The organism is Prevotella sp. P4-67 (assembly GCF_002251325.1).
Lineage (GTDB): Bacteria > Bacteroidota > Bacteroidia > Bacteroidales > Bacteroidaceae > Prevotella.
Genome location: NZ_NPJL01000015.1, coordinates 36764 through 46401, shown reverse-complemented (window position 1 = coordinate 46401; position 9638 = coordinate 36764). Strand labels below are relative to the sequence as shown.

General features: G+C 56.8%; 8 protein-coding genes. 4 read left to right on the top strand and 4 right to left on the bottom strand.

Features of this window, described 5'->3' with window-relative positions; genetic code table 11:
• Positions 1 to 395: 395 nt before the first annotated feature.
• Complete coding sequence (locus CIK92_RS02785) at positions 396 to 1214, bottom strand: alpha/beta hydrolase family protein (protein ID WP_094385575.1); 819 nt, start codon at positions 1212 to 1214, stop codon at positions 396 to 398.
• A gap of 525 nt (positions 1215 to 1739) precedes the next feature.
• Here CIK92_RS02785 and metF point away from each other — a divergent pair.
• Genes metF through CIK92_RS02765 form a run of 4 tightly spaced genes read left to right on the top strand, consistent with a single transcriptional unit; the run spans position 1740 to position 5649 of the window.
• Positions 1740 to 2696, top strand: a complete 957-nt coding sequence (gene metF / locus CIK92_RS02780) for a methylenetetrahydrofolate reductase [NAD(P)H] (protein ID WP_094388088.1) — start codon at positions 1740 to 1742, stop codon at positions 2694 to 2696.
• Positions 2693 to 3790, top strand: a complete 1098-nt coding sequence (locus CIK92_RS02775; protein WP_094388087.1) for a DNA polymerase III subunit delta — start codon at positions 2693 to 2695, stop codon at positions 3788 to 3790. Before metF ends, CIK92_RS02775 begins: the two co-directional genes overlap by 4 nt.
• Positions 3791 to 3838: 48 nt before the next feature.
• On the top strand, positions 3839 to 5194 hold the full coding sequence (locus tag CIK92_RS02770) for a regulatory iron-sulfur-containing complex subunit RicT (RefSeq protein WP_094385581.1): 1356 nt from the start codon (positions 3839 to 3841) through the stop codon (positions 5192 to 5194).
• Positions 5191 to 5649 carry a gliding motility lipoprotein GldH gene (locus tag CIK92_RS02765; RefSeq protein ID WP_094385583.1) on the top strand — a complete coding sequence of 153 codons (459 nt, stop codon included), beginning with the start codon at positions 5191 to 5193 and terminating at the stop codon, positions 5647 to 5649. Before CIK92_RS02770 ends, CIK92_RS02765 begins: the two co-directional genes overlap by 4 nt.
• A gap of 189 nt (positions 5650 to 5838) precedes the next feature.
• Here CIK92_RS02765 and rodA read toward each other — a convergent pair whose 3' ends face one another.
• From rodA to mreD, 3 genes are read right to left on the bottom strand one after another with little or no spacing between them, the layout of a single operon-like run.
• On the bottom strand, positions 5839 to 7305 hold the full coding sequence (gene rodA / locus CIK92_RS02760) for a rod shape-determining protein RodA (protein WP_094388086.1): 1467 nt from the start codon (positions 7303 to 7305) through the stop codon (positions 5839 to 5841).
• Positions 7286 to 9136: a penicillin-binding protein 2 gene (gene mrdA, locus CIK92_RS02755; protein WP_094388085.1), complete on the bottom strand. Its 1851-nt coding sequence runs from the start codon at positions 9134 to 9136 to the stop codon at positions 7286 to 7288. The genes rodA and mrdA overlap by 20 nt, the downstream gene beginning before the upstream one ends.
• The gene (mreD, locus tag CIK92_RS02750; RefSeq protein ID WP_022310403.1) at positions 9137 to 9637 is read right to left on the bottom strand and encodes a rod shape-determining protein MreD; all 501 of its coding nucleotides are present in this window, start codon (positions 9635 to 9637) and stop codon (positions 9137 to 9139) included.
• Position 9638: the final 1 nt, after the last annotated feature.

Sequence of the window (9638 nt, the reverse complement as noted above, 5' to 3'; positions counted from 1 at the left end):
CAAGGGGAGGGCGATTCATCCAACCGCCTAAAACACAGCAGGAATGGTCTCCCGCCCCTTGGGGAGGGTTGGGGAGGGGCTTCCACAAGCAACTGTTTTTGTACCGGCGCCAGCCGGACTTTTTTTACCGCCAACGGCGGCTTTTTTTACCGTGGTCACTGCTGGCGTCATGCACCGCATGACGGTGGGGATGGCGGTGACGACACGAAGGAAAACTTGTTTTCCGACGGTCGGCACCACCGGCACCACCAAGGCGAAGCCGCCAGCAGTGCCCACGGCTTTTTGTGTTTATTTCAGCCCCGTGTGGGTTGAGCAGATAAAAGCCCATAGTGGTATGCCCACAAGCAGCGGCAACTCTGTAGGAGTTGCCATGGGCAGAAAAGCCCCTCATTGCCCTACTTCTTCGCAAAGAACTTCTGGAAGAAGAGGAGCTGATAGTCTATGCTGTTGTGCCAATACTGCGCATTGTGGGCACCGGGACGCAGGATGAAGTCGTGGTCGATGCCACGGCCGAGCAGACGCTCGTGGAGCGACTTGTTGCACTCGAGGAAGAAGTCGCCCTCGCCACAGTCGATGATGATGTCGAGGTCATGGTTCTGGATGCGGCCAATCTGATTGACCACCACATGGGCATCCCAGCGCTTGCGGTTGTGAGCCATCTCGCCGAGCGACCGCTTGATTTCCCAGTTCTGCGGGAAGCCACGGAAGTCTACGCCACCACTCATGCTGCCACAGGCGCCATAGACATCCTTGTGGCGGAACGCCAGATAGAGCGCGCCATGGCCACCCATGCTAAGTCCCGTCACTGCGCGGCCCTTGCGGTCGGCGATGGTGCGATAGTGGCTGTCGATATACTCGACCAGTTCCTTGGAGGTGAAGGTTTCATACTGCAGATTCTTGTTGATGGGGCTGTCTATATACCACGAGTTGAGCGCGTCGGGGGTGACGAATATCATGCCCTTCTCGTCGGCTATCTCGGGGAGCGTGGCCTTGACCTTCTCGAGATAATACTTGCAGTTGCCCGTGGCGCCGTGGAGCAGATAGAGCACCGGATAGCGCTGGTCGCGGTTTTTCTTGGTCTCGGTGGGTGTGATGACCACCGTCTTGACATCCTTGTTCATCACCGTGCTGTGTACCAGCACCGTATCTACCTTGCCTGCCTTGACGCTTAGCGCCAGGAGCATGCACAAACTGATAATAGCGAGTTTCTTCATTGTCGTTGATGATATTAGTATGGTGCAAAGGTAGTCCAAGTCGGAGAAAGCACCAAACAAAACGCCGACTTTTTGCCCCGGCAGAGGCAATTATGTCGCTCACGAAGAGGCCAGGGGCACACAAGAAAAGGAGCGGAGCCAGATAGTGGCGCCGCCACCACGTGCTGCCACGTGGAGACCAACGCTGCCGGCTCGTAACGGAAGACACGAGCGCACGTATCGTATGACACGAGGGCACGTAACAATAGGCACGAGCCCACGTATCGTATGATACGAGCCAGCCAATGCGGCTCCAGCGGCGACAAGGGCGGCAGCAGAGCCCCCCCGGCGACGCCACGGGCGAGCCACAGGCGGCGGGCCCTACCCCACCGGCAGCGGCGATAGAGGCGGCGGCAGTGGCAGAGAGCGGGGAAATCATTGGAAGAAGTGTATGAGAAAAACCGCTAAAAACGAAGAGTATGCTGTTTTTTTTTACTAACTTTGCAAAATATATAACCACGCCCCATCTAACTGCAAGAAATCATCATGAAAGTTGTAGAACTCATCAACATCCATAAAGACAAGAAGAACTTCTCGTTCGAGGTGCTGCCCCCACTCAAGGGCACGGGAACGGGCAAGCTCTTTGCCACTATCGACAAGCTGAAAGAGTTTGACCCTCTCTATATCAACATCACCACCCACCACAGCGAGTATGTGTATCGCAAGCTGGACAATGGCCAGTTTGAGCGCATGCGCATACGCCGCCGCCCCGGTACCGTGGCGATAGCCGCCGCCATCCAGCAGAAGTATGGCATCCCCGTCATCCCCCACGTGATATGCAGCGGCGCCACCATCGAGCACATCGAGTATGAGCTGCTGGACCTCCAGTTTCTGGGCATCGAAAACCTGCTGTTGCTGCGTGGCGACAAGGCCAAGGACGACCGCGTGTTTACCCCCGTGGCTGGCGGCCACGCCCACACCACCGACCTGATAGAGCAGGTAAACCGCTTCAACAGCGGCTACTTTGCCGACGGCAGCGCCATCAAGGTGCCGGGCACGCCCTTCGGCTATGGCGTGGCGTGCTACCCCGAGAAGCACGACGAGGCGCCCAATATGGAGATGGACATGGGCTATCTGAAGATGAAGCAGGACATGGGTGCCGAGTATGCCGTGACCCAGCTCTTCTACGACAACAGCAAGTACTTCGACTACGTAGACAAGGCGCGCGCCATGGGCATCACCATCCCCATCATCCCCGGCATCAAGCCCCTCGCCAAGCTCTCGCAGCTCACCGTGGTGCCCAAGACCTTCCACTGCGACCTGCCCCAGGAGCTGGCAGCCGAAGTGAAGCGCTGCAAGACCGACGACGACGCCAAGCAGCTGGGCATAGAGTGGGCCACACACCAGTGCCAGGAGCTCTACGCCCATGGTATCAACAATATACACTTCTACACGGTGTCGGCAGTGGACAGCGTGGCTGAGGTAACGAGACGACTGATATGACATTTGACGAGGTAATAGGACAGAAGGAGACCAAGAAGCGTCTCATGCAGATGGCAGAGGAGCACAGGCTGCCCCACGCGCTCATGTTCTGCGGCCCCGACGGCTGCGGCAAGATGGCTATGGCGCTGGCGCTGGCCTCCTATCTGCTGGGCGAAAGCGCCATGCTCAAGAAGTGGGAGCACCCCGACCTGCACTTCAGCTTCCCCATCGTCAAGCCCGCCGGCGCCACCAGCGAGACCAAGGTGGTGTGCGACGACTTTGTGAGGGAATGGCGCGACATGCTCCTGGCGAGCCCCTACTTCACCATGGACCGCTGGCTGAAGCGCATCAAGGTGGCCAACCAGCAGGCGGTGATATTTGAGGCAGAGAGCGAGGCGCTGATACGCAAGCTGAGCCTCAAGTCGAGCCAAGGCGGCTACAAGGTGGTCATCATCTGGCTGCCCGAACGCATGAACGTGGTCTGCGCCAACAAGATACTCAAGCTGCTCGAGGAACCGCCCATGCAGACGGTGTTCCTGCTCGTGAGCGACGAGCCCGACAAGCTGCTCGAGACCATCCGCAGCCGCGTGCAGCGCATAGACATGAAGCGCATCGAAGACCACGACATCGAGCAGGCGCTCACCGAGAAGAGGGGCATAGCCGCCGACGACGCCAAGCGCATAGCCCACTTGGCCAGTGGCAGCTGGCTCAGAGCCCTCGAGGCGCTAGACGCCGACAACGAAAACGCCGAGATGCTGGAACTCTTCAAGACGCTCATGCGACTGGCCTATATGCGCAACATCAAGGACCTGAAGACCTGGAGCGAGGATGTGGCGCAGCTGGGACGCGAAAAGCAGCGCCGCATGCTGGCATACTTCAGCCGCATGACGAGAGAGAACTTCATGTACAACTTCCACAACGCCGACCTCTGCTATATGACGGCGCAGGAAGAGGCGTTCGCCCGCAACTTCGCGCCCTTCGTCAACGAGCACAACGTGATAGGGATAGCCGAAGAGCTGGAGAAATCGATGAAAGAGATAGGCCAGAACGTCACACCTAAAATCGTGATGTTTGACCTGGCCCTCAACATGATTATGCTGTTGAAACAGAAATAAGTCGTAAGTGACACCATATATAAACCCATAAAAAGCAAAAACGAGACAATGAGTAACAAATATAAACTCTGCTGCGACACCGATAGAGGTCTGAGCTGCTGTGGCTGCGGCCGCCAGGACAACCAGCTCAATACCTATGACTGGCTGGCAGACATCCCCGGCAACGACGAGGAGACCGACCTGGTGGAAGTACAGTTCAAGAACACCCGCAAGGGCTACTACCACAACGTGAACAACCTGGAACTGAAGAAGGGCGACACCGTGGCGGTAGAGGCAAACCCCGGCCACGACATCGGAGTGGTGACCCTCACCGGCAGACTGGTAAAGCTGCAGCTGAAGAAGGCCAACCTGAAGTCGGCAGACGACATACGCCGCATCTACCGTATAGCCAAGCCCATCGACATGGACAAGTATCGCGAGGCAAAGAGCCGCGAGCACGGCACCATGATACAGAGCCGACAGATAGCCAAAGACCTGGGGCTCCAGATGAAGATAGGCGACGTGGAATATCAAGGCGACGGCAACAAGGCCATATTCTACTACATCGCCGACGAGCGCGTAGACTTCCGCCAGCTCATCAAGGTGCTGGCAGAGACCTTCCACGTGCGCATCGAGATGAAGCAGATAGGTGCGCGTCAGGAGGCTGGACGCATCGGCGGAACGGGTCCCTGCGGAAGGGAGCTCTGCTGCGCCACATGGATGAAGAACTTCGTAAGCGTGAGCACCAACGCCGCCAGATACCAAGGCATCTCGCTCAACCCGCAAAAGTTGGCGGGTATGTGTGCCAAGCTCAAGTGCTGCATGAACTACGAGATAGACGACTATGTAGAGGCCAACCGCAAGATGCCCGCCAAGGACGCTGTGCTGCAGACCAAGGACAACGACTACTATCAGTTCAAGACCGACGTGCTGGCGGGGCTCATCACCTACTCGACCGACAAGAACCTGGCAGCCAATCTGGAGACCATCAGCGCCGAGAGGGCTCACGCCATCATCGAGATGAACAAGCAGGGCGAAAAGCCGCTGAGTCTGCTCGAAGACGGCACCGCCAAGGTGGAAAAGAAGTCGCTCGACCTGCTCGAAGACGCCGACATCAGCCGATTTGACCGCAGCAAGCGCAAGCGCAAAGGCGGCAACAAGCCCAAGGGCAACGGCAACCAGAAACAGCAGCAGGGCGGAAAGCAACAGCAGGGTCAGGAACCCAAACAGGGGGACGCCCAGAACCAGAACCGCGACGAGCACAACAAGGGGCGTGAGGGCCAGAACCAGAACCGCGACGGCCAGAAGCAAGGTCGCGACGGCCAGAAGCGCAACCGCCAGGACAATCGCCGCCAACAGGGTCAGCGTCGTCAAGGCAACAGGGACAGACAGCAGAACGCGCCTAAGAACAATAAGGAGGAATGAGAAATCTGGGGCTGCTGACAGGCATCGTGATGATGATACTCACGGCATGCGACGGCAAGGTGTATGACACCTACCGCCACACGTCGCTGGAGGGATGGGAGCGCAACGACACCCTGTGCTACGACGTGGCAAAGATGGCTCAGGCGGGCGACTACCTCGTAGAACTGGGGCTGCGCACCGACTACGACTTCCCCTTCGTCGCCATCACGCTCATCGTAGACCAGACCATTCTGCCCGAAGGCACCACGCTGAGAGATACGCTCGACTGCCGGCTGGTGAAGACCAACAGCACGCAGAAAACGGGCGGCATAAGTTGCTTTGAATACAATACCGAGGTACGCAGACTGAGGCTCAACGCCAACGACAGCATGCACATCACCGTGCGCCACGACATGAAGCGCGACATCCTGCCGGGTGTGAGCGACGTGGGTATCTCCGTCAGACGGATGGATTGATTCCGTCAGGCAGATAAGCAATCGGGACTACACCTTATTATATATATAGGGGACGGGAGTGAGTGCCGGCTGGCAGGGGCACAAGTCCCCGGCTCGGGAAGACCAAAGCGGCGGAAAGAAAGCCGACAACAGATAAGACAAAACCAACGGTAACCGGAGAGGGGGACCGTTGGTTTTTATTTTGTAAGCCTAAACACGCTGGTTGCGGGCGGCATCGATGCGGAGGAAGATAAACAGGAGGATGGTAAAGCCCCACAACGACGAACCGCCGTAACTGAAGAAGGGCAAGGGGATGCCGATGACGGGGGTAAGGCCAAGCACCATGCCCACATTGATAAACACATGGAAGAGGAAGACACTCAGCACACAGTAGCCATAGATGCGCCCGAACTTGAAGGTCTGCCGCTCGGCCAAGTGGATAAGCCGCAGGATGAGCGCGAGAAAGAGCAGCAGCACACCTGCCGACCCTACAAAGCCCTCTTCCTCGCCCACGGTGCAGAAGATGAAGTCGGTGTCTTGCTCGGGCACGTACTTGAGCTTGGTCTGGGTTCCGTTGAGGAAGCCTTTGCCCTTGAGTCCGCCTGAACCTATCGCTATCTCACTCTGATGGACATTGTAACCGGCTCCGGAGAGGTCTTCCTCGAGTCCCAAGAGCACATTGATGCGCACACGCTGGTGGGGCTTCATCACATCGTTGAGCATATAGTCGGCAGAGTAGAAGAAAAGCACCGAGCCGATACAGAACAGCGAGATGTAGAAGAAGCTGCGGATGCGGGTGGAAAGCCCCTGATAGATGAGGAAAATCGCCATGGCGACGATGGTGGCAAGCTGTATCCACACGATGTCGAAGGCTACGATGAAGCGGGCTGCGAGGGTGGCTATGAGGGTGGTGGAAGCCACGGCTATGGCCATGATGCGCACGGTCTTGGGCGACTTGCAGTAGGAGGCGACCATGCCGGTAGTGAAAATCTGCGCCAACAGCAGGACGACATACTTGCCCACCGAGGTGGGGGTGTCCATGAGCATCACGTTCTCGTACTTGATGCCGACGACAAAATAGATGACCATCGCCACACCCGAAAAGAGGATGCTGCCCTGCATGCCTTCGCGGTAGAACATCAGGAAAAACGAGAGGTAAACCAGCGCCGAGCCAGTCTCCTTCTGCCCGACGATGAAGAGCATCGGTAGCACCACCACGCCAATCGCCATCGCGAAGTGGCGCCATCGGTGGATGTCAAAGCCATAACTGCTCATGAGCTTGGACACCGCGAGCGCCGTGGCGAACTTGGCAAACTCGGCCGGCTGCAATCGCAGCGGTCCAAGGACAAGCCACGAGCGCGAGCCCTTGATTTCGTGAGGGTTGAAGATAGTCACAAACAGCAGCAAGAGCAGCACACCATAGATGACGTAGGCAAAGGTGTCGTACATGCGCGAGTCGGTCATCAGGATGACAAATCCCAACGCTAAGGAGGTACCTATCCACACGATCTGCATACCCGAGCGCGAGCCCATGCTGAATATATCGGTCGAGCCATAGGTATAGCTGGCTCCGCAGACACTTATCCATCCGAAGACGAGCAGCGCCACGTAGATGAACACCGTCCACTTGTCCAGAGAGCGAAACACGCCCTGATTGTTATCTATTGCTTGAACCATAAGCTATACGTTTCTTCTGGAATACTGCGGCCTTAGCTTCCGACGCAGGCGACAGTTTTCCCTTAATATATTGTTCCATCATCAGGTCGCCAATGGGCACACCATAGTCGGCACCCCATCCACCGTTCTCGACATACACGGCAATGGCTATACGCGGGTCGTTCATCGGCGCGAAGCCCATGAAAACGGAGTGGTCATGACCTCTGTTCTGCGCAGTACCCGTCTTACCGCAGGCTTCATAGTCGGCACGGTTCATCGAACGGCTCGTACCTCGGAGGACCGAAGCTCGCATGCCGGCAACGACATATTCGTAAGCGCGGCGACTTGCTTTGGTGTAATGGCGACGAGTGAAGGCGGTGTCGAGGGGCTCTCCAGCCACCTTGCGCACCACGTGGGGGGTATAGTAATAACCTCTGTTGGCGATAGTGGCACCGAGGTTGGCGATTTGGAGCGGTGTAAGGTTGACTTCACCCTGCCCAATGGAAATACTGATAACTGTAAGGCCGTTCCATGCACCATGGTAAGCCTTGTCATAGAACATACCGTTGGGGATGAACCCTCGCTTCTCGCCGGGCAAGTCAATACCGAGCCGGTAACCAAATCCCATACTCTTCATGTAATCGCGCCACACGTCGAGGGCAGCAGCACTGTTGGCGTACTTACGCCGGTTGCCCACCATGTGGTAGAGGCCCCAGCAGAAGTAAGCATTGCAGGAGGTACCGATAGCATTAATCATGGCAATGGGCGACGCATGGGAGTGGCAGCCAACGTGGAGACCGCGGTAATAAAAGCCGCGATGGCAGGGGAAAGAGGTGGCGGGAGTGATGATACCCTCAGACATATAGGTGAGAGCCTGGGATGTCTTGAAGGTAGAGCCGGGAGGATACTGGCCCATCGTAGAACGGTTGAGCAGAGGTTTCCACGGGTTGCGGGCCAGCGCGAGGTGATTCTTGCCACGTTGGCGACCCACCATGATGCGCGGGTCGTAAGTGGGGGAAGAGACCATGCACAGCACCTCGCCTGTGGAAGGTTCGATGGCCACGATAGAGCCTATCTTGCCCTCGAGCAACCGCTCGCCCAAGGCTTGGAGCTTGATATCGATACTGAGCGTAAGGTCTTTACCAGCCACAGGCCGACGGTCGAGCTGGCCATGCTGATAGCTACCCTGGATGCGGCCGTGGGCATCGCGCAGGAGAATCTGTATACCCTTCTCGCCACGCAGCTGTTTCTCATACGATTTCTCCACACCCTGCTTGCCGATGTAGTCGCCAGCCTGGTAGTAGTCATCGTCCTCAATATTGGCCTCAGAGACCTCGGCCACATCGCCCAGGACGTGGGCTGCATTGGGATACTGGTACTGACGGATGCTGCGCTTCTGCACATAGAAACCGGGGAAGCGGAACATCTTCTCCCGGAACATACTGAACTCCTGGTCAGAGAGCTGCGACAAGAACAGTTGCTGGGTAAACCGCGAATAGCCGGGGTTCTTGCTGCGGTCCTTGATATCGTTCATACGACGGATGAAGAACTCCTTGGTGATACCCAGCGCCTGGCAGAACTCGAGGGTATCGATGTGACCCTTCTCTTCGTTCATCACCACCATGATGTCATAGGCAGGCTGGTTGTAGACCAGCAGGTTGCCGTTGCGGTCGTAGATGACACCACGCGAGGGATAGTCTATCTTCTTGAGGAAAGCGTTACTGTCGGCATTGCGCTTGTAGTCATCGCTCATCAGCTGCAGCGTGAAGAGGCGGATGATGTATACCACGACAATGACGACGGCCACGCCTCCGATGACGAAGCGCCGGTTCTCCAGGTTGAAGTCTTTCATTTACAGCTTCCTTGCGTTTTCGATTACCAGTATCAGCATTGTGGTGAGGATGGTGCTCGACAACGTGCAGGCCAGCCATTGGGGCCAGTTGTAGAAGCAGAACGCCTCCAGGGTAAAGAATACGAGGCAGTAGATGGTCACCACGATCAGAGTGTAATAGAAGAAGCGCGCCGTGCCCAGGTTTTCCATCGTCGGAGCCATATCCTCCTCAGCCTCACGGCTCAACAGCGGCATGAGGATGTAGGGGCGGACAAAGCCAATCAGAGTCATGCTGACGGTGGCTATTCCCGACGTGTCGGAGAATATGTCTACGATGACGCCCATGACAAAGGCAATGAGCAGCAGTGCCCATCGGGGGCAGTTACGCTTAAGGAGCATGATAAGATAGACATAGAGCAAGGGCGTGGCGACACCGAAGAGATGGATATGATTAAGTATCAATATCTGCACCAGCAGTATCACCGCGTATAAGATTATGTCTTTGACTATCCCGTATTTCATT

Excerpts from the sequence above, each read along its gene's own strand:
- CIK92_RS02775 (WP_094388087.1), top strand. The coding sequence starts at position 2,693 with ATGACATTTGACGAGGTAATAGGACAGAAGGAGACCAAGAAGCGTCTC.
- mrdA (WP_094388085.1), bottom strand. The coding sequence starts at position 9,136 with ATGAAAGACTTCAACCTGGAGAACCGGCGCTTCGTCATCGGAGGCGTG.
- CIK92_RS02785 (WP_094385575.1), bottom strand. The coding sequence starts at position 1,214 with ATGAAGAAACTCGCTATTATCAGTTTGTGCATGCTCCTGGCGCTAAGC.
- CIK92_RS02770 (WP_094385581.1), top strand. The coding sequence starts at position 3,839 with ATGAGTAACAAATATAAACTCTGCTGCGACACCGATAGAGGTCTGAGC.
- rodA (WP_094388086.1), bottom strand. The coding sequence starts at position 7,305 with ATGGTTCAAGCAATAGATAACAATCAGGGCGTGTTTCGCTCTCTGGAC.
- mreD (WP_022310403.1), bottom strand. The coding sequence starts at position 9,637 with ATGAAATACGGGATAGTCAAAGACATAATCTTATACGCGGTGATACTG.
- metF (WP_094388088.1), top strand. The coding sequence starts at position 1,740 with ATGAAAGTTGTAGAACTCATCAACATCCATAAAGACAAGAAGAACTTC.
- CIK92_RS02765 (WP_094385583.1), top strand. The coding sequence starts at position 5,191 with ATGAGAAATCTGGGGCTGCTGACAGGCATCGTGATGATGATACTCACG.